Below are 20,756 nucleotides of genomic sequence, written 5' to 3'. Positions count from 1 at the left end.
GTTTTGGGACTCTTTCCAGCGAGCGAATTTTTCGCTACTGTTGTGAGGTATTGAACAGCTATGCCAAGACTTCCCAGCCGCTTTAGGCAGTTGACTAACGCGCTACGCTATCTTGCTCGCGGGGATATTTCAGGGCTGTTCAAACGCCTGAAATGGTACGGACGTGAACATCATTATGTAAAATTGCGCAAACGGCTCACGAACCGAAACGGTATTGTTTGGGGGATTCTCTGCACACCTCATACCCTTTTCATCGCTCGGGCAGTATCTGAACGTCTAACAAGCCACGGAATCGAAAGCGAAATCATAACGGGCTCTTTAAAGAGTTTTGATCATGATTTTTATATAGTCCTATGTGCACAGATGTTCAAGCGCCTTCCGTCAGCAAATAAACGTGTGATATTTCAGCTTGAACAGTCGGTGAGTTCAAGATGGTTTACTCCACAATATATGAAAGTTCTGAAGGATTCTTTAGGAGTAATCGAATACTCTTTAGCGAACATCGATTTCTTAGCAAAAAACGGCCTGAAATATCCAAATGTACATTATGTGCCTATTGGTGCTTCGCTGAATGAGGCTGTTGTAGGTAGTCCAAGGCCCAAAAAATATGACTTTTTGTTTTATGGCGATAGTTTAAGCAGCCCTAGACGGCGAAGGTTCCTTGAGAAACTACAGGAAAAATATAGCGTTAGAATATGTAACGATCTATTCGGCGATGAGCTTTATGGTGTTATCAAAGAATCAAAAATTGTTATCAATATTCATTACTATGAGGGTGCTTTATTAGAAATGCCTCGTATATGCGAGTGTATCTCTTTGGGAGTGCCGGTTCTTTCCGAGGGGACATCTGATCAGGACGAGTATCCTGAACTAGAAGGTGCTGTGAAATTCTTCGGTGAAGGGTCTATCGATGATATGATGGTCTGTGCGTCAGAGATGCTCCAAAATCTAGAAATGGCAAATAAAGCCATTGAAACCGCCACTTCTGTCAGTGCTGCACGTTTCAATTTCATGATGGACCGCTTTCTGACGGCAATTGGGGTCCTTCCAGCTAATGTTATTCTGGACCGTCCGATTTATATTGCTCGAAAGAGTAATTTTTTCGCTCTTTCGCTGCCCGAAACGATTGAACGGCGCAGGATAATAGCTCAAACGCTGCCGGATGGTTGTGAGTTATTTGACGGAATTCGTCACAATGTAGGTTGGATTGGCTGTGGAGGCAGTTTTAATGCATTATCTCGATATGCGCGCGTGAACGAGGTACCCCGGCTGACTGTCATTGAAGATGATGTAGAGTTGCCCGAGAATTTCAGTGGCCTCCTTTCTGAAGTTAATGCATATCTCGATGAGCGCAAATCAGATTGGGATATATTTTCAGGTCTGATGGCTGATGTTCATCCCGATGCGAAGGTTCTTTCTGTCGATCACGTTGGTGGACGCACTTACGTTACTATTAATAAGATGACCAGCACCGTATTCAATATATATAATGAAAGCGCGTTGAAACTATTGTCGCAATGGGACCCTCTTAACACCAATGCTGTTACCAACACGATTGACAGATATTTGGAGTGCCAAGATGGACTTCAGATTGTTGTGGCTGTGCCATTTATAGTTGGTCATAAGGAGGAAGCTGCATCCACGCTATGGGGCTTTGAAAACGAACGTTACACCCCCATGATTGCGGAAGCGCAGCGGAAGATAGAAGCCTTGGTTCGAGAATGGCAGCGTGCGTATCCTAAGGTATAGTATTCTTAACACATTAAATTATTAGCCCGATTAAAAGGGGATTGCCGAGGAGAGTTATCGGGTCTATTCGTGGCGTTTCGTCAAAATATCCTCGATCATAAAGCCTGAGAAAATTTTACTGTAGAGGCCGTTTATTGGTGGGGATTACCGCAGGTGCACTGGTTGGAAGATATGGATTGCGATAATATATAGAAGGCTTTAAGTACACTACGATAAGGTTCTACTTAGTGGGAAAATAATATGGCGCACCATATCAATAATGAAAAAAATATTCTGACTTCCGTTCAAGGAAGATATGGCAAAATCAACTTCCTCATTAATGACGATCCTATCGGTTATTCTCTTCAAAATTATGGGGAATGGGGTCAGGTAGAGCTGGATAAAATTCTAACTCTGATGCGTTTTGGTGATCACGTCATCGACGTCGGCGCGAATGTTGGCAGCTATACGCTGGCGTTCTCAAGAAAAGTAGGTGAGACTGGCAAGGTCATCGCTTTTGAAGCCCAGAACTATCTTGCGAAGATTCTAGAGAAATCCTTATTAGACAATGATGTGAATAATGTTTTACTAGTCGAAATGGCGGTTTCTGATAAAGAAGAAGTTCTTTATTTTAAAGAGCCCGATTATGATGCCCACATCAATGCCGGAGCCGTAAGTCTGACCTCTGTCAAAGCTACTAATATGCGGCAGGTGTCATGTGTTAGGCTTGATGATATGCAGGTAACCCGCTGTGACCTGATCAAGATTGACGTCGAAGGCATGTCGGACAAAGTCTTGGACGGTGCTATTGAAATAATTGAGAACTTTCGACCTATCATAGTTCTTGAAGTAAATGATATATCGGAAGGCTTGGCAATTTCATCTAAGCTTTCTTCTTTGAATTATGAGCAATGGCTTATCGTTTCGTCTGCGTTTAATCCTAATAATCTAATGAGAAATATGAATAATCCTTTCGGCCACGCAGCCGAAATGGCCATCATCGCAGTCCATTCGACGCGAGTTGGTGAACTGGAACTCGACAAACTAGGAACGAAGATTTATTCCGCCGATCAATTAGCTGAGCTAATCTTACAATGTCCGAGATATGGTGATCATACGCCATATGATCGCAACATAAATATTCTACGATCTTTATTAGATAAAGCCAATGTTGAACTGGCTAAGTTGCAAGATGAAACGCTACGTTTGCATTATCGTATGGCTTTACTCGAACAAAGAGCCGCTGCTTTCGAAGCTGAAAATATAAATATGGAAGCAGCTCAAAGACGTGATGTTAACGAAGTGATCGCGCAGTTGAACCGCGTTTATCAATCAAAATCTTGGAAGCTGACAGCCCCTTTGCGCACTTTCAATAGAGCACTAGCTCGTAAATAGGCAGATTTTATGCGTGACAAAAAGCGAGTTATGCCAATTCAACCGAGTGACGACGATTGGTTGAATCTTGTCAAGAGAACTCAGGTCATTGACCGACAGCAGCCAAAAATTGACGTGATAATTCCAGTGTATAAGGGATTGGAAGAGACGACGCGATGCATCTATAGCGTATGTGAACATCAACAGAATATTCCTTTCCGGATAATCGTAATTAACGATAAGTCTCCGCAGAATGAATTGGTTGAGCAATTGGAGAAGATCGCCGCGCTCGATCTGATAGAGCTGTATACAAATGAGAAAAATCTAGGTTTTGTTGGAACTGTTAATCGCGGCATGAGGTTGCATATTGACAGAGACGTAGTGCTGCTGAATTCAGACACCGAAGTTTACGGTAACTGGCTTGATCGCATTTATAGTTTTGCATATACGGATTCCATTATTGGAACAGTTACTCCGTTATCAAATAATGCGGAAATTTGCAGCTACCCCGGATTCGTAAAAGACAATGATTTCGAACTCGAAGTCGACGGAAAAACAATAGACAAAATTGCAAGCAAACTTAATTCTGGTTGCGGAGTTGAGGCTCCTACCGCAGTTGGATTCTGTATGTTTATTAAACGAGAATGTTTGTCAGCGATTGGGTATTTTGACGAGGAAACATTCGGTCGTGGATATGGTGAAGAAAATGACTTCTCTCAAAGAGCAATTGCTCACGGATACCGCAACATAATATTAGCAGATACCTATGTCCGTCATTATGGATCGACTTCTTTCGGAGCGGATAAAGAAGTATTGGTAAAAAGTGCTACGGCGGCAATTGAGCTAAAGCATCCAGAGTACAACTCGCAAGTTTCAGAATTTATCGGTAGTGATAAATTGAAACAGTTTAGGAGAAATATTGATCTTGAGCGTTTGAAAAAATATAGACGCGGTAAGCTGGTATTGTTCGTTAGTCACAATAGAGGGGGAGGAATAGAACGGCATATACAAGACTTAAAAAAACATCTGGAGGACGCAGGCGAATCCACGGTGATTATACTTCGTCCATACGGAACTAATTTTCTGAGCGTCGATGATTTAGAATTTCCCAATATTGGTCCATTTAAAATTGACGGCGACGTGAGCGAATTTGCAAATTTTCTTCGAACTGCGTCAGTCGACTTGGTGCATGTTCATAGCTTGGTTGATACAATACCGGAATTATCCGACTATTTACTTAAATCATGTCAACTATCTGGTGTCGGTTATGATTTTACGGTGCATGATTATTTCACGATTTGCCCCCGTGTCCATTTGATTGATGATCACGGGCAATATTGCGGTGAGCCAACAATCGGGGCCTGTGAATCGTGTTGCAGTCGTCGTGGGTATCTCAATTCCCTCGGTAGCGCTACTGTGTGGGCATGGCGGGATCGATACGAACGATTTCTATCGGCGGCGCGCCGTGTTTGGGTTCCGAATAGTGATGTTGGAAATCGTATGAAAAGATATTTTGGAGCCATTTCATTTATTGTAAGGCCTCATCCTGAACCCCACCTGCCTACGCGAAATTCCAAATCTAGATCGATATTAAATACTAATTTGACTACAAATAAAATTGCGATTTTGGGGGCAATAGGGCCGCATAAAGGATCAAAGCTTCTTTTAGACGTTGCGCGAGTCGCTCGCCGAGAAAGCCTCAATATGGAGTTCGTAGTGATAGGTTACACGGACATAGACCATGAACTTGAGACGGTTGGGAACGTGAAAGTTACAGGCCCATACAAAGACGAAGAGTTAGATAATTTAATCGCTGCCGAAAGTCCGGATATCGTTTGGATGTCGAGTGTATGTCCGGAAACTCATAGCTATACATTATCAGAAGCCCTCTATCGAAATCTTTATCCCGTGGGGTTTAATTTTGGGGCTGTTGCTGAACGAATAAGGTATTATTCATTCGGAAGTACAATCGATATCCGGCTCATGCTTGACCCAGAAGCGCTTTGCAAGAAGCTTTATGATATGCTTTCGGAATGTAAGGATGCGCGCATTAATTATGTTCCCCATAGATATCAGTTAATGATGGATGATTATTATGAATTATAAAGACACTCTATTTTGAAATGCTGTGGAAGATTTAGTATTGAACTGTATGTTTCTGCGAGGGCGCCCTCCTGAAAATTGATTCTTTATAGAATATGATTCATGAGCGGCAGAAGGACATTGAAATGGTAGCGGTTCCACCGCTCCATGCATGTCTAATCTCCTAAATGGAGACAGGCCAGTACGCCCCCACATCATTTAAAATAATTATATTTTGTGTTGATATGCAACCACATCGCAATAATGCGTGTTATAGGGACCAAAAGAATGGCATTTTTCCCGGTATTTTTGTCTGTTGTGTATGTCATGCGCAATCAAGGCCAGCAGCTAGAGACCATTATACAGGGTGCCTCGGCAAAATTGTCGTCTCTCGTCACCGACTACGAGTTGATCATTGTGGATAACGCATCCGATGATAATAGTGTAAATGCTCTGAAAAAGCTGACAGGACAATCGGGTTATCCAAATTTGCAGGTTTATGCTCTTATTAAGGAGGTTGACGGCGATACAGCTTCGTGGGTGGGGCTGGAGAATGCGCTTGGTGATTTCGTCGCAGTAGTTGATCCTCTACTCGACGATATCGGATTTTTGCCCGAAATGCTTGATAAAGCAGTTACAGGGGCTGACGTTGTTTTTGCCAATAACCAACATAAACCACGCCAAAGTTTCGCTTACCGCGCGGCCTATGCAGCCTTCAATTTCCTTTACAAATCGTTCAACGGAATACATTTAGCCAAAGAAGCACCTCAATACAGGCTGCTGAGTAAGCGGGTCGTGAACTTTATTCTTCAGCACCCCCAGCCAGCCATGACTTACCGCCACTTGCCTGCGACGGGTGGTTTTGTGCGTATCAACATGGAATATAGCGCTCAACCACTTGCTACGAACACCAAAAAATTAGGGGAAAGCATTGATCGAGGTATGCGGCTCCTTGTCTCAACGACACAGGCCCCAATGCGACTTGTAACATCACTGTCCTTGTTCGGGGCGGCCGCCAACTTGCTTTATTCGTCTTATGTCGTTGCAATTGGTCTTTTTAAGGCTGATGTTGCACCCGGCTGGGTGAGTATGTCCTTGCAGCAATCAGGCATGTTTTTCTTGATCTCATTAGTGCTTTTAGTGCTTGGCGAATATATATTACATATGACTAGCCTAAGTAATGAGGGGCCTCTATATCATGTTGGTCAAGAGTTCACGAGCGTCCGCATGGCCCGACGAGAGAAGCTGAATATTGAGGATGTCTCATCTTCGGCAACGAAACTCTCCCGCAATTCGGGTCAGGGTGTTGCATGACTCCGCAACGCTGCACTGCAGATGCAGTCATTATTGGCGGTGGCTTTTATGGGGCTACAATTGCGATTTACCTTGCCAAGTCCCGTGGGTTGCGCAATGTAATTCTGCTAGAGCGAGAACCGGAACTTCTGCTCCGTGCTTCTTACAATAACCAAGCACGTGTACATAACGGATATCATTATCCGAGAAGCTTTACGACGGCTTTTCGGAGCCAGGTGAATTTACCTCGTTTTATACGCGACTGGCCGCAAGCCGTTAAACAGGATTTCGTAAAGCTCTATGCTATTGCAAGACGCAATTCCAAAGTAACAGCAAAGCAATTTGAGCGCTTTTGCCACGAAATCGGTGCAACGATCAAACCCGCTGAAACTGGTTTAAAACAGCTGTTTGAACCGCGATTAATTGAAGAGGTTTTTCTCGTTGAGGAATATGCCTTTGATTCCACGCGGCTCGCCAAGTGGGCAGTTAGCGAGCTTAAGGATGCGGGTGTAAAGGTCCATTATTCAACCCGTGCGTTAGCGATTTCCCGTCCGCCAGCCGACAAAAACTTGATCGTTGCGATCCGACTGAAGTCAGGGGATACATCGTCCATAACCAGTCGATACGTCTTCAATTGCACCTATAGCGGACTGAATCAGTTCTCGGGCGATTTCCCAGGTACCCAAACGGATATCAAGCAAGAGGTGACTGAAATGGCTCTTATGCAAGCGCCGGACGCGTTCAGGGAAATTGGAGTTACGGTTATGGACGGACCATTTTTCTCCATAATGCCGTTTCCGGCTCGTGGTCTGCACACCCTTTCGCACGTTCGTTACACACCACATTTTAGCTGGAAGGATGAACAGGGGATTGACCCCTACAAGAAACTCAAGGAATACGACCGGGCTACGCGAGTGGACCGGATGGTCCGGGACGTAGGTAGGTACTTGCCTTCCGTACTGAATGCAAAATATGTTGAATCTTTATTCGAGGTTAAAACCGTTTTGGTCAAGAACGAAGGGGATGACGGCCGTCCGATACTCTTCGAAAGACATGCGGAGCTGCCTGGCTGCTATTCGGTGCTGGGTGGAAAGATAGACAATATTTACGATGTCCTTGAAAAACTCGAAACTGAAGAGTTCAAAAGTTCGCTGGAGTGATAATGGATAATGCGCTGATTGGGTTTTCTGGTTTTGTCGGAAGCACGCTTCTTAAGCAGGCACATTTTTCGGCACTTTACCGTTCGACCAATATCCACGAAATTGAGAAACGCGAATTCGATGTGGTAGTCTGTGCGGGTGCACCCGCGCAGAAGTGGATTGCTAATCGCGAGCCCGTAGATGATCGAAAAAAAATTGAATCACTAATCACTCATCTTCGGACCATCAAATGCAAATCATTCATATTGATCAGCACTGTCGATGTATTTAAAGAGCCGATTGACGTTGATGAGTTTACGCCAGTTGAAGAAGCAGGCTTGCATCCCTACGGACTCCATCGTCGCCTGCTAGAGAAATTTGTAGAGCAGACTTTTCCACACCACCTAGTGGTTCGTTTGCCTGGCTTGGTGGGCCCCGGATTACGCAAGAACGTGATTTTTGACTTTCTTAACAACAATAATCTTCACGCAATTGAAAGCCGAGGCGTTTTCCAGTTTTACCCGATGGTCAATCTTTGGTACGATCTTCAAAAAGCGCTGGATGTTGGTCTATCACTGGTGCACTTCACGGCCGAACCGATTAGCGTTGCAGATGTTTCTTTGCAGGGCTTTGGAAAGCTGTTCACACAATCACTTTCGAATACGCCTGCTCACTACGACATGCAAACGCGGCATGCCCAATTATTCGGTTCCCTTGGTCGGCATCAGTACAGTACTCGTGAAACGATACAGGCTATTCGAGCTTACGCTCAGTCCGAACCAATTACTCTTAGGAATGAAGGTGGAGTGGTATCGTGAGGCTAGCGATATCAAACATTGCCTGGGACATTTCAGAAGATCTTGCTGTCGCAAAGCTATTAGACAAATTCGGTATAGATGCCATTGATATAGCGCCCGGTAAGTATTTTCCTCACCCTGCCAACGCTGAAGATGATGACATCGTAAACGTCAGGCGGTGGTGGGCGGACCACGGCATCGAGATCACTGGCATGCAAGCCTTGCTGTTTGGCACGGTAGGCTTGAATGTATTTGGTGAGGACAATAGCCAGCAAGCGATGCTGGATCATTTGCGTGCGATGTGCCGCATTGGCGCGGGCCTTGGTGCGACCCGATTGGTATTTGGCTCACCCAAAAATCGTGACCGCACTGGCTTGAGCGACGCACAGGCATTTGAGTCGGCGGTTAGTTTTTTTCGACGTCTTGGCGATGCTGCTCAGGAACATGGCGTCGTCGTGTGTCTGGAGCCCAATCCAGCCCGATATGGAGCGAACTTCATGATGACTAGTGAAGAGACAGCCCATATCGTCACAGCTGTCGGGCACGGTGCAATCCAGATGCAGTTTGACACAGGAGCCTTAAAGATCAATGGGGAATCTTCTGAAGCTGTTCTAGAGAGTAGTTCAAGTTTAATTGGGCATGTCCATGCGAGCGAGCCGGATTTGGTACCCTTAGGCGATGGTGGAGCGGATCATCAGTTGATACACAAGAGTTTGCAGAAACATCTTCCAGACCACATTGTTACGATAGAGATGATCGCCACAAAAGAGGAGCCGCACCTCCACTCGATAGAAAGGGCTCTGATTTGCGCTATTCAATGCTATCGGACCGCACAAGGGGTGGCTTGATGAAATGGTGGATTTTGGTGCTTGGTATCGCCGCAAACGCTTCTGCAAGCGTACTCGTCAAAATGGCCATGATACCCCCAAGAAAATTCCCATCTTTGACGGATCCATTGGCAGCCCTGAGTAACTGGCCTTTCTGGCTAGGCTTAGGCTTATATGGAGGGGCATTTCTGCTGTACGCCGCTGCACTGGCGAGGTTGCCATTGAATGTTGCCCACCCGGTACTGACATCCGGGGCGGTAGCGACAGTCGCACTTTCTTCTGTATTGATATTCCGTGAGCCATTTCACTGGACAACAGGTGCTGGCATCTTGTTCGTGATTGCGGGCGTAGCGCTTATCACAACTCGGGTTGTATAAACAAATGAACGCGACAAACGATATTTCTTCAGAATACCGTGCAAAGTGGCAAGTACCTGCTATGGGAATAGCACTTTGGTTGGGCAGGCAACGTCCTTATTGCGTGGTGATCCCCGTGATTAACGAAGGGGCGCGTATAAAGAGCTTGCTCAAACGGATGGAGAATAACCGCATTTCTGCGATTGCAGATGTCATCATTGTCGACGGTGGCAGCACAGATGGCTCCTTAGAGACGGATGGGCTGAAGCACGTAGGCGTCAGAGGGCTTCTGATTAAAAAAGGCCCGGGAAAACTGAGCGCTCAACTTAGATGTGCTTATGCCTTTGCGCTCGATCAAGGATACGAGGGCATCATCACTATCGATGGGAATGACAAGGACGACCCTGTAGCGATACCGCGATTTATTGAGTCGCTAGAGGACGGGATTGATTTTGTTCAAGCATCGCGTTTCCTACCTGGCGGTGTAGCTGTGAATACGCCAAAGTCACGAGACTTTGCGATCCGGTATATCCATGCCCCGTGCTTAAGTCTGGCATCCGGGTTTAAATGGACAGACACCACACAAGGATTTAGAGCTTACAGTCGCCGAATGCTGCTGGATTCCAAGATTGCCCCATTTAGGGATATTTTTTCCACTTATGAGCTTCTGGCCTACTTATCATATCGAGCACCCAAGCTCGGATACGTATGTAAAGAGATAGCAACAACGCGCCAGTATCCCTACGGCGAAGTTCCGACAAAAATAACAAGTGTAAAAGGTAATATTGAAGTGTTATTTATACTATTTGCGGCTTGTTTATCACTTTTTAATCCAAGAAAATAATAAGCTGATTGTAATGCAGATGATCGAAAAAGAAAAATATCGAGCTATTTTAGTAATAATTATTATTAGCATAGTATTGTGGTTTACTTTTTACCCTGGATTTATGTCCCATGACTCTATTGCTCAGTTTAGCATGTCTAAAACTCTGATTTTTAGTGACTGGCATCCCCCAATAATGTCATGGGTCTGGTCTGTAGCGGGGGGCGTTTTTCCTGGGCCGAGTGGGATGCTTGCTCTACATATAATCTTGGTTTGCATATCAGTCTATATATGGTGGATCAGTTATAAGGAGCGATCCTTCTCATGGCTGGTATTCCTAATTCCGTTTTTTCCTTGGATACTTAATTTCGCTGGGGTTCTTTGGAAAGATGTGGGATTAGCATTTTCGCTGCTTGCTTTGTCGGGATTAGCTCTTCGTTCACCAACTCTTGGGAAGCTTTTTTTCGCCTTTATTCTTATCTTTTATACCATCAATCTTCGCTATAACGCAATTTTTGCGGTGCTCCCTATATTATTTTTCTTGAGTTTCAGGTGGCTACAAAAACCTTCTACACTAAAGGCAATGCTTATTTCTTGTGTTGCAATTTCTGTGTGTTTATTTATGGGAGGAATATTTAATTATAAGATACTTCACGCGGAAAGAACAAAGCCGTCAAACTATGTAATGGTGGATGATTTGTCCTATCTTTCTATCAAGAATAATAAAAGCATCCTACCAGGGATTAGTATTGAAGAAATTAGATTGTGTTCTAGTGCTGATATTGGGCAGAATAAATTGGTAGGGAGAGTTTTCTGTCTTTCTAATCAACCAAGTTACAAGCAATCTAATCTCTTAAACGCTGATTTGAAGCGTATTTGGTTAGAAAGTATTATTCAGAATCCAGTGGGATATTTCCAATTTAGGATGGCAGCGTTTTCTTATTTGCTCAGGACACCTTCAGATGCTCCATATTATATTTGGCATCCTGGAGTAGACGAGAACTCCTATGGAATTAAGCAGGATCCGAATGGACTTACATTGGCTGTGGAGCAATTCGTAAAGAGCTCAGCGGAGGCAACTCCATTCTTTTTCAAACCTTACTGGTGGCTTCTAGCTTCTCTTCTCCTCATAATTTTATCATTCATTTTTGTTAAAACAAAAACAATTATTATGGTTCGGTTTTTGTTATTATCTTCAATATTCTATATGTTTGGATATATACCCACAACGCCAATGGCGGATTTTAGATATGTATACTGGAGTGTTATCGCGACGACTATGTCATACCTTATATTTTTTGTGGATAATCCGGGAATTAATACAGAAATTACTAAGCGTAGAGCTATCTGGCTTTCTGTTGCTGCATTTCTCTGCTGTCTAGTAGTCTTTAATTATGGCAAGCTCGTGCAAATTAATGTGGACTATGCCTTATATAATTCGCTTGATGGACAAAGAATCGGCGCTGGCGATCCTCTATCTAAAAACGATCTAATAAAGGGTGAAGTTGCATACGAAGTCAATGGCATAGATCCTTTTTTCATATATGATGTCGCATCTCTAAATTTAAATTATAGAGATGCGCATTGGCTGAAATTTGAATTCTCATGCTTAGGGTTGACAGCGGCGCCGGAATTGCAGTTATTCTGGTGGGGAGATGACCAGATAGGGGCGGTGGAGAAGCAAAAAATCACCCACGGGCTTGTTGAAGGAATTAATTTGATACCTCTTCAAAATCACTTAGTATTCTCGGGCTTGTCTCGATTACGCGGCGTTAGGTTTGATTTGGCAAATCCATCTGCCTGTAAGGAAATAAATTTTGAGAGAGTTGAGTTTATCGGCTCTTGAGACGCCTCGCCCCCCGAGTTTGGACCGCGAGGTTAGGGGCAACTCCATTATGCATAACTAATTTTACTGACCGAAAGCTCGAAAATGGTAAAGATCACAGTCTTGATACCTGTTTACAATGCTCCAAAAGCCGTCGATTTTCTATTAAAGTCACTACATGAAAATACAAATCGTACGCTTGTAGATGAAATTATTATTGGAGACGACTGCTCAGATGAAACGACGAAAGCTATTATAACTACGTTTGCTGTTAAAGATCCTATTTTTAACCACATACGACGTGAAAAAAACTTTGGCTTTTTGGGCAATGTGAATGATCTTTATCGTAAAGCTAAAGGGGACATAGTGGTTCTTTTGAACTCAGATACCATTCTCCCCCCTTTCTGGGCAGAGCGCGTGGTTGATGCATTTGGAAGTGATCCAACTGTGGCTTTGGCATGCCCATATACGACTAATGCTACCAACCTAGTTATTAAGCCTGCTCCGGGGCAACACTGGTTAGACGTGGATCGTTGCATTGCAACGATCCCACCGATTTATCCCCCATGTGCGCCTGTGGTTGGGTTTTTTTTATGCATACGGAAAAACTCGTTCAAAGAGGAAAATTTGCTCGATCCGACTTATGGAAGCGGCTATTGGGAAGATACGGATCTACATTTTAGAAGCTTGGATAAAGGTTATCGGAACGTCATCATCGATAATCTATTTGTTTTTCACAGTAATCATAGCCCAAGCTTCAGTATCGAAAATGATTTGAAGTCGATTAACGATACAAATAGAAAAATTTTCTATCGGCGCTGGCGGAAACAATACCAAACCATGATAAAGTCAATTGCAAAGCTTGAAGCGACCAGCAGACATGCTATTCCTTCGACGGTGCAACATCGTCACACATACGCCCGAGATATTGAAGTTCTCTTTGTCCTTCCTGCTGTTCATGCCAATAGTGGCGGCATTTCGGTTGTTATGAATTTTGTTGATGAATTAAATCAACGTGGCATAGCTACATCAGTCTACACTTATGGTCGCTGCGACATATCATATGTGCATAGTCAACTTCAAAACGTACCGTTCCTAGATAAGCAAGATGTATTGAACCAAATTTCAAAGGTTCGTTACGTATTCGTAACTAGCCATGTCAGCCACGATTATGCCGAGGCATTCGCCGCTCATTACGGAGCTAAGCTTTGCTGTTTTGTGCAAGGGCCAGAGGCTGCATTTGCCAAAGGCCGCCATGCTTTAACTATGGCTCAGAGATACCGTAATTATGATATTAATGTTGCTGTGTCCAGATATTTGGTTGAGTACCTGGCTAGTTTTGAAGCAAAGTCGATACACATTCCTCTGGGTCCCTCTAAGTTAACCTTTTATGGATCGAACCGCGCAAAGCGCAATCCCAGAACGCTTGCTGCATGTGTCCGATTAGATGATCTAAAAGGAACCGGGAGACTTATGGCGAACCTCGCTATGGCCGAGAGGGCAGGTTTTGAGATACATCTTTTTGGCGAAACTGAAGGATGGGATATTTGCAAAAAAGCAAAATCCCATGGCAATTTGACACCTGCTCAGCTTTCAAAGCTTTTCAGTCAGGTTAGTTATTATCTGGATTGTAGTCATATGGAAGGCTTAGGCCTCTTACCCTTGGAAGCGGCTTTCTCTGGATGTATCCCAATTGTAGCACAAGAGCTAGGGTTGGAAGGAATCGTCACAAATGGACAGGACATTATTGTTTTGCCAAATGATTATCCAGGTATCGCTTTCTACCAAGGCTTATTGGAAAGTGATATGGGGCAGATGAGGAGCAATGCGCAACAACTTCGACAGAAGGTTTCGCTTGAAGCTGCAGTATCCTCCTTCGTTGACCAACTCGGTCTCGCTAAGTTTGTTTCAAGTCGATTACACTTTTTTCAGCATCGGATCAACATTCTCCATCACTCATTAATGAAAAGAATTTTTACCGGGACAAGCTTATGGAGGTCTATAAATCGAAAAGCTGGTTCCTCACAAAGCCTATTCGCTTTTGTGGTCGAGTTGTGAGAAGATTACGGCGAATGCTCTAGAATACCAAATTTCCTCTACTTTGGCCGGCGAGATGCATCTGTTTAATTGGTACTGAGTTAATCTAAGTAGACTGATTTTCTGCAAGCGCTATCGGTTCTAAACGTAACGCTTAAAATTCTATTTTATCTTTAATCCATGGCTTAAGTAGAAACTTATAGCAGATTGTATGAAAGTTCGTATATGCCAAAACCCTTTTTTCGATGTGTTTCCACCGGAATGAATTAAGCGAACGGATGGCACGTAGGCAATACTAGAGAAGAGGCCTATTCTTAAAGATAGATCAAAATCTTCAAAATACAGAAAATATGTTTCGGAGAACCCTCTCACTTTTAATAAAACTTCGCTTCTACAAAACATTAGGCAGCCGCTAACTATCGGCGGATTCCAATAAACGTGATTTTGTGTTTCTGCTCGCATTTCGTAACGGTGCAAACGCTTCTTAAATAACTTGCGGATTGTTTTGGGAGCGAAGCCTCTTAGGAAAAGGTCCAATATTGCAGGATATCTTTTGCAAAGGTACTGCCGCTCCCCGTTCGGCCATTCAGCATAAGGGCTAATTAATCCACATTGCGGATTGCTTTTCATGAACGTGATGGCGTTTATGAGCGCTTCAGAGTGTAATTGAACGTCCGGATTGAGGATAAGATGAAATTCTCCCAATTCGTCTAATGCGAGATTGTGCGCTCGGCCGAATCCAATATTTCCGTGCCCCTGAAGCAAACGAATAGGCAGATGTTGATAATTTTTTTCCAGAAATGTTGAAACAGAATTATCAGCTGAATTATCAACGATTGTTAATAAAAAATTGCTTTGCTCAATCTGCTTAAGTGCTATCGAAAGACTGTCGAGAGTTTGGCTCAATTCAACAAAATCGGGTTGGAACGTCACAATGGCAATTGTCAACAATGGTCGATCCTGGATTGAGACGGAATGATTCATTTATTTTTTGCCTTGTCGGATGTGCAATCTGGGCGCTTGGATGGACAGAGGTTTTCATAAGTTGAAATTTATATGCCGTTTTTCTTTGTGAATATCTGATTGTTTTCGCTTATCGCCAAATCGGAGCTATAATGTTAATGCAGAGGTATTCGTCTGAAAGAGTGAAAGAAGTGAGATGCAGGGAAGCGAAATCATATGAAAGGCATCATACTTGCAGGTGGTAGCGGCACCAGACTCTATCCTCTGACCATGGCTGTTTCCAAGCAAATTCTCCCCATTTACGATAAGCCCATGATTTATTATCCGCTGAGTGTTCTCATGCTCGCGGCTATCCAGGATATCCTGATCATTTCCACACCACATGACTTACCTCTTTTCCAAAAATTGCTCGGTGATGGCCGCGAGTTCGGTGTCAATTTCTCCTATGCTGAGCAAGCTCATCCCAACGGTTTGGCCGAAGCTTTCATCATCGGCAGAGAGTTTATTGGCAACGATAGTGTGGCCATGATTCTCGGCGACAACATTTATTTTGGCGACGGTCTTTCGAAGCTGTCCCAACTCTCTTCTCAGCCGATGGAAGGCGGTACTGTTTTCGCTTATCGTGTGGATGATCCGCAACGCTATGGCGTCGTGGAATTCGATAGCAAGACGGGACAGGCAATCTCGATTGAAGAGAAGCCGGAAAAGCCGAAGTCGCATTGGGCTGTCACGGGCCTATATTTTTACGACAACCAGGTTGTCGATATTGCACGTTCGATTGAGCCGTCCGCCCGTGGTGAGCTTGAAATTACCACAGTTAATAATGTCTATCTCGAGCGTGGTGAGTTAAACGTTCAGCGCTTCGGCCGCGGATATGCTTGGCTGGATACCGGTACACACGACAGCCTTCACGAAGCGTCGTCATTTGTTCGGACAATTGAAAAGCGACAGGGCATCAAGATCGCCTGCCCAGAGGAAATTGGACTGGATAAAGGTTGGTTGAGCAGTGAAGCCGTATTGGAGCGTGCAGCTAAACTCGGCAAGACTGAATATGCAGCTTACCTGCGTCGACGTGTTGATGAATTAGGAAAAGATTGATGGAAGTCCGTTCCTTAGGTTTAGACGGTGTTTTTGAAATCAGCCCAAGTAAATTCGGTGATGATCGCGGTTTCTTCTCCGAGACCTATAATGCGAAATCATTTGCGGAAGCCGGTATCGATCTCAATTTCGTTCAGGACAATCATTCCTATTCGGCAGCAAAGGGCGTTTTGCGCGGGCTTCATTACCAGTTGCCGCCATTTGCGCAGGACAAACTGGTTCGTGTCATTCGCGGTGCGATTCTGGACGTAGCAGTCGATATTCGCAAAAGCTCGCCAACTTTTGGCAAGTGGGTTTCGTTGGAAGTCACGGCTGAAAAATGGAATCAGATTCTGGTGCCGAAAGGTTTTGCGCATGGCTTCATGACGCTCGTGGAGAATACCGAAGTTATCTACAAGGTGACGGATTATTATTCTCCTGAGCACGACCGCTCGATCCGATTTGATGATCCGGCAATTGGTATCAATTGGCCGCTTCCGTCTTCAGGTGTTCAGCTTTCCGATAAGGATCAGAAGGCTCCGCTTTTTGCTGACGCAGAAGTTTTTGCTTGAGGAAATGAAATGAATATTCTTGTTACGGGCGGAGCGGGCTTCATTGGTTCGGCGGTATGTCGCCATCTGGCCGCTGATCCCAAGGTCAATGTCATCAATCTCGATAAACTCACCTATGCGGGCAACCTGGCGTCTCTCCGCCAGATTGAAAACCATCCGAATTACGGCTTTCTTCAGGCTGATATTTGTGACGACATGAGCGTTCTGGAGGCTTTGCGCGCCCACGAAGTCGACGTCATCATGCATCTGGCGGCGGAAAGCCACGTCGACCGTTCAATCGATGGTCCGGGTGCATTCATCGAAACGAATATCGTCGGAACGTTCCGTTTGCTCAACGCGGCACTCGCTTACTGGCGGGAATTGCCTGAACCACGCAAATCGACTTTCCGGTTCCATCATATTTCGACCGACGAAGTATTTGGCGATTTGCCATTCGATAGCGGTATTTTCACGGAAGAAACACCTTATCAGCCTTCTTCTCCATACTCGGCTTCGAAAGCAGCGTCCGACCATTTGGTCCGTGCGTGGCATGAAACATATGGTCTGCCGGTCGTGCTTTCGAATTGTTCGAACAATTATGGGCCGTTCCATTTCCCTGAAAAACTGATCCCGCTTGTTGTTCTCAATGCGCTCGATGAAAAGCCGCTGCCGGTTTACGGGGCAGGGGCGAATGTGCGTGACTGGCTTTATGTCGAGGACCATGCGCGTGCTCTGGCACTGGTCGCGACCAGGGGCAAGCTGGGTGAAAGCTACAATATAGGTGGGCGTGCAGAACGTACCAATCTCAATGTTGTGGAAACGATCTGCGCTATTCTCGATAGGAAACGGCCCCGCGCAAATGGCAAGAGCTATGCCGACCTGATCACATTCGTAACGGACCGACCGGGACATGATCGTCGCTATGCGATTGACGCTTCGAAGATCGAGCGTGAATTGGGCTGGAAGCCACAGGAAACCTTCGAGACCGGATTGGAAAAAACCATTCAGTGGTATCTCGACAATACTTGGTGGTGGGAGCCGATCCGCAGCGGGACCTATGCTGGCGAGCGACTCGGCGGTGCGGTGGCAAAAGAGGCCAAAGCATGAAACTTCTTGTGACCGGGCGGGAGGGGCAGGTTGTCCAGAGCCTTATCGAGAAAGCTTCTCAACGTCCTGACCTGCAAGTGATCGCACTGGGTCGCCCGGAACTGGATCTGGCAAAGCCAGAAACCGTGCACAATGCCATTGAGGCGATTAAGCCCGACTTCGTCATTTCCGCCGCCGCTTATACGGCGGTGGATCTGGCTGAGGACGAGCGAGAACTGGCCTTTTCAGTGAATGCAACAGGTGCGCAAGCAGTTGCCGAAGCAGCAAAGGCTTGCAAGGTTCCTGCCATCCATCTGTCGACGGATTATGTTTTTGCGGGTAACGCCGACGAACCCTATGTTGAATCGGACGTCACCGGGCCTCGCAGCGTCTATGGAAGCTCCAAGCTTGAAGGTGAGCGTCTGGTTGCGCAGGCCAATCCACGCCACATCATTTTGCGGACGGCGTGGGTCTATAGCCCCTTTGGCAAAAATTTCGTCAAGACGATGTTGAAGCTCGCGGAGACGCGCGACACTCTCTCGGTCGTTTCTGATCAATGGGGCAATCCGACCAGCGCACTCGATATTGCTGACGCGATTATCCAGGTGGCGGATCATTTGGCCGCAATGTCAGACTTTTCCGCTTATGGTGTTTACCATCTGGCTGGTACGGGCGATACAAACTGGAGCGGCTTTGCACGCGCCATATTCAGTGAAAGCGCCAAGCTTGGCGGATCGACCGCGACTGTTACGGATATTGCGACAGCGGATTATCCAACCAAAGCGGTCCGTCCTGCAAACTCACGCCTGTCGACTGCCAAATTCCAAAAGATGTTCAACTGGTCGGCACCGCATTGGCAATCGTCATTACGCGATGTCGTAGCCAGGCTGGTTTAGCATTCAAGTGCGAATATCTCTGATGCGGCATCGCTCAATGGGCGGTGCCGCTTTTTTCGTATCTGACGCAAATAATTTCCGTCTCTTGACGCCGTGCGTCAACTGTAGCACAAACCTATGACACATTTGGCGAATGCGAAAAATGATTTATTGAAATCATTGAGGAATTTGACGTGGCTGGGAATCCAGCCGTCCCGGCAGGCAAAAATTCCGCGGCCCGTTTCAGTATTTGAGAACATTGTAATTTCATTGCCATTAGAGCATCGTGCCATGCTCAACAGCAATTGTTAACGCAGACGACGTTAAGGATTTGAAATTGCCTGTATATACGGATTATGACCAGCAATAAGGTGCATATGATTGCACTATTGTGGGGATGATAGTTTTCAGGCTCACGTTATAAGATGACAAAACCTTTGAGCTGGGGGCGCTTGCGGGCGTTGCTTTTTTGATGTTCGAAAAGAATGAGTGGAAAGCATGAGCGGCACATCCCTTAAATTTGGCACAAGCGGTCTTAGGGGACTGGCGGACGAACTGAATGGTTTGCCCGCTTATGCCTATTCTCTTGCTTTCGTTAAAATGCTGTTGAAAGCTGGAAAGCTGCAGAAGGGCCACAAGGTTTTCGTTGGTCAAGACCTTCGCCCATCCAGTCCGGCTATTGCAGCACTTTGCATGGCGGCAATCGAGGATGCGGGGTTTCAGCCGGTCGATTGCGGTGTTCTGCCAACCCCGGCTTTGAGCCACTTTGCGATTTCGCAGCAAGCGCCATGCATCATGGTTACGGGCAGCCATATTCCGGACGACCGCAACGGGCTTAAGTTCTATCGCAATGACGGAGAAATCGACAAGAATGACGAGAGCGCCATCAGCGCGATCTATGCCGCTCTGCCAGAAAATCATGCCTTTCGTCATCTGCATGATGTGCCCCTTAGCAGTGATGCAATCGACCGCTATGTGAAGCGTTATGTTGATTTTGTCGGACTTGAGAGCCTTCGCGGCTTGCGCGTCGGGGTCTATCAGCATTCGTCTGTGGCGCGTGATCTCATTATCCGTATCCTCACCGAGCTTGGCGCAGAAGCCGTACCGCTCGGTCGATCCGATGTATTTGTGCCTGTCGACACGGAAGCTTTGCGCTCCGAGGATATCGAACTTCTCGACCAGTGGGCGAAGGAAAGCTGCTTTGACGCCATTGTTTCCACGGATGGTGATGCCGACCGCCCGTTGATCGCGGATGATAAGGGCCGTTTCGTTCGGGGCGATCTGGTGGGAGCGATCACTGCCGACTGGCTTGGCGTCAAAACGATTGTGACGCCGGTGACGTCCAACTCCGCTCTTGAAGAAAATTTCGAGCGCGTCATCAGAACACGGGTGGGGTCGCCCTATGTCATCGAAGGCATGGCGCAGGCCATCGCCTCGGGCATATCGGCGGTGGTCGGCTTTGAGGCCAATGGCGGTGTGTTGCTGGGTACGGATATCAGCCGGGACAATCGCACATTGACTGCGCTTTCGACCCGCGATGCGTTGCTGCCAATTCTCAGCAGTCTTGGTTCCGTCAAGGAGCTTGGCAAGCCATTGTCCGAAATCGCAGCCCGCTTCCATTTCCGTATTGCGCTGAGCGACAGGCTGCAGAACGTCCCGCAGGAAAAGAGCCTCGCGTTTTTGTCCTTGTTGAAGAATGAGGCGACGCGAAGTGCACTGTTTCAGATGGACGATCCGATTGTCCGCTCCGAAACGATAGACGGCGTGAAACTCTTCTTCCGTTCCGGTAATGCAATTCATTATCGCGCTTCCGGCAATGCACCGGAACTGCGATGCTATGTGGAAGCTTCAGACGAGAGCCAAGCCGAGACGCGTCTGGAAACGGGACTTGCTATCGCCCGCAACGCAACGAAGGACAACTGA

General features: G+C 45.9%; 17 protein-coding genes. 16 read left to right on the top strand and 1 reads right to left on the bottom strand.

The features are described 5' to 3' along the window. Positions 1–60: 60 nt before the first annotated feature. The 11 genes from MKS82_RS06630 (at position 61) to MKS82_RS06580 (ending at position 14,302) form a co-directional block, all read left to right on the top strand. Positions 61–1,749, top strand: coding sequence for a methyltransferase type 11 (locus MKS82_RS06630; protein WP_240578547.1), 1,689 nt, complete (start codon positions 61–63; stop codon positions 1,747–1,749). A gap of 240 nt (positions 1,750–1,989) precedes the next feature. Further along, positions 1,990–3,123, top strand: a complete 1,134-nt coding sequence (locus tag MKS82_RS06625; RefSeq protein ID WP_240578546.1) for an FkbM family methyltransferase — start codon at positions 1,990–1,992, stop codon at positions 3,121–3,123. A 9-nt stretch (positions 3,124–3,132) separates the two neighbouring features. Next, the gene (locus MKS82_RS06620) at positions 3,133–5,208 is read left to right on the top strand and encodes a glycosyltransferase (RefSeq protein WP_240578545.1); all 2,076 of its coding nucleotides are present in this window, start codon (positions 3,133–3,135) and stop codon (positions 5,206–5,208) included. 264 nt (positions 5,209–5,472) lie between these two features. After that, positions 5,473–6,498, top strand: a complete 1,026-nt coding sequence (locus MKS82_RS06615; RefSeq protein WP_240578544.1) for a glycosyltransferase — start codon at positions 5,473–5,475, stop codon at positions 6,496–6,498. Then, a complete protein-coding gene (locus MKS82_RS06610; protein WP_240578543.1) occupies positions 6,495–7,637 on the top strand; it encodes an FAD-dependent oxidoreductase in 1,143 nt (380 codons plus the stop codon). The genes MKS82_RS06615 and MKS82_RS06610 overlap by 4 nt, the downstream gene beginning before the upstream one ends. A gap of 2 nt (positions 7,638–7,639) precedes the next feature. After that, positions 7,640–8,434, top strand: coding sequence for an NAD(P)-dependent oxidoreductase (locus MKS82_RS06605; protein ID WP_240578542.1), 795 nt, complete (start codon positions 7,640–7,642; stop codon positions 8,432–8,434). Beyond that, positions 8,431–9,261, top strand: coding sequence for a sugar phosphate isomerase/epimerase family protein (locus MKS82_RS06600; RefSeq protein ID WP_240578541.1), 831 nt, complete (start codon positions 8,431–8,433; stop codon positions 9,259–9,261). Before MKS82_RS06605 ends, MKS82_RS06600 begins: the two co-directional genes overlap by 4 nt. Continuing rightward, positions 9,261–9,617 (top strand): EamA family transporter, encoded by a 357-nt coding sequence (locus MKS82_RS06595; protein ID WP_240578540.1) that lies wholly within the window; start codon positions 9,261–9,263, stop codon positions 9,615–9,617. The genes MKS82_RS06600 and MKS82_RS06595 overlap by 1 nt, the downstream gene beginning before the upstream one ends. A 4-nt stretch (positions 9,618–9,621) precedes the next feature. Then, entirely contained in the window at positions 9,622–10,440 is an 819-nt protein-coding gene (locus tag MKS82_RS06590; RefSeq protein WP_240578539.1) for a glycosyltransferase family 2 protein, read from the top strand. A 13-nt stretch (positions 10,441–10,453) separates the two neighbouring features. Continuing rightward, complete coding sequence (locus MKS82_RS06585; protein WP_240578538.1) at positions 10,454–12,265, top strand: hypothetical protein; 1,812 nt, start codon at positions 10,454–10,456, stop codon at positions 12,263–12,265. 84 nt (positions 12,266–12,349) lie between these two features. Next, positions 12,350–14,302, top strand: coding sequence for a glycosyltransferase (locus MKS82_RS06580; RefSeq protein ID WP_240578537.1), 1,953 nt, complete (start codon positions 12,350–12,352; stop codon positions 14,300–14,302). 141 nt (positions 14,303–14,443) lie between these two features. Here the strand turns inward: MKS82_RS06580 and MKS82_RS06575 are convergent, their stop codons facing one another. Next, the gene (locus MKS82_RS06575) at positions 14,444–15,229 is read right to left on the bottom strand and encodes a glycosyltransferase family 2 protein (RefSeq protein ID WP_445558059.1); all 786 of its coding nucleotides are present in this window, start codon (positions 15,227–15,229) and stop codon (positions 14,444–14,446) included. A 231-nt stretch (positions 15,230–15,460) separates the two neighbouring features. Between MKS82_RS06575 and rfbA the strand changes: the two genes are divergently transcribed. From rfbA to MKS82_RS06550, 5 genes are all read left to right on the top strand, one after another. Beyond that, on the top strand, positions 15,461–16,342 hold the full coding sequence (gene rfbA, locus MKS82_RS06570) for a glucose-1-phosphate thymidylyltransferase RfbA (protein ID WP_240578535.1): 882 nt from the start codon (positions 15,461–15,463) through the stop codon (positions 16,340–16,342). Further along, entirely contained in the window at positions 16,342–16,893 is a 552-nt protein-coding gene (gene rfbC, locus MKS82_RS06565; protein WP_240578534.1) for a dTDP-4-dehydrorhamnose 3,5-epimerase, read from the top strand. Before rfbA ends, rfbC begins: the two co-directional genes overlap by 1 nt. A gap of 9 nt (positions 16,894–16,902) precedes the next feature. Continuing rightward, positions 16,903–17,979, top strand: a complete 1,077-nt coding sequence (rfbB, locus tag MKS82_RS06560) for a dTDP-glucose 4,6-dehydratase (RefSeq protein WP_240578533.1) — start codon at positions 16,903–16,905, stop codon at positions 17,977–17,979. After that, the gene (gene rfbD / locus MKS82_RS06555; protein ID WP_240578532.1) at positions 17,976–18,854 is read left to right on the top strand and encodes a dTDP-4-dehydrorhamnose reductase; all 879 of its coding nucleotides are present in this window, start codon (positions 17,976–17,978) and stop codon (positions 18,852–18,854) included. Before rfbB ends, rfbD begins: the two co-directional genes overlap by 4 nt. A gap of 477 nt (positions 18,855–19,331) precedes the next feature. Then, positions 19,332–20,756, top strand: a complete 1,425-nt coding sequence (locus MKS82_RS06550; RefSeq protein ID WP_240578531.1) for a phosphomannomutase — start codon at positions 19,332–19,334, stop codon at positions 20,754–20,756.

It is taken from the genome of Ochrobactrum sp. A-1, from assembly GCF_022488005.1.
Taxonomy (GTDB): domain Bacteria; phylum Pseudomonadota; class Alphaproteobacteria; order Rhizobiales; family Rhizobiaceae; genus Brucella.
Note: the sequence above shows the minus strand (reverse complement) of the source record. Positions and strands in the feature narration are given on the sequence as shown.